We start from the raw sequence: 256 nt of genomic DNA on the forward strand, positions 1-256 counted from the left end.
CGCTTGAACGGTGCTTCGGCCACCATCGCCACTCTCGGCTTGCTGATTGTTGCCCATAGCCTGCTGGTTGGCGGCACAACATTCACCCGGGGAGCACAAGCGCTCTATGGTATTCCGAAACTTGTCAGCCCGATATCCGCGGCCATCGGAGCCATCATCACCATTTTTGTTGCCGACTGGTTCAAGCACAGTCGCTGGGGCCTGGCTGCCCGGGCAGTCCGGGAAGATGAAGCAGCGGCGGCGGCATCCGGTATCT

General features: G+C 60.5%; 1 protein-coding gene. It reads left to right on the forward strand.

Annotation, left to right across the window (positions count from 1 at the left end; translation table 11 throughout):
* Positions 1 to 256, forward strand: a 256-nt coding sequence (locus tag Q4563_RS21025; RefSeq protein ID WP_303605904.1) for an ABC transporter permease subunit, incomplete at both ends; no start/stop codon positions are given.

The sequence above is a fragment of the Gilvimarinus sp. 1_MG-2023 genome, from assembly GCF_030548285.1.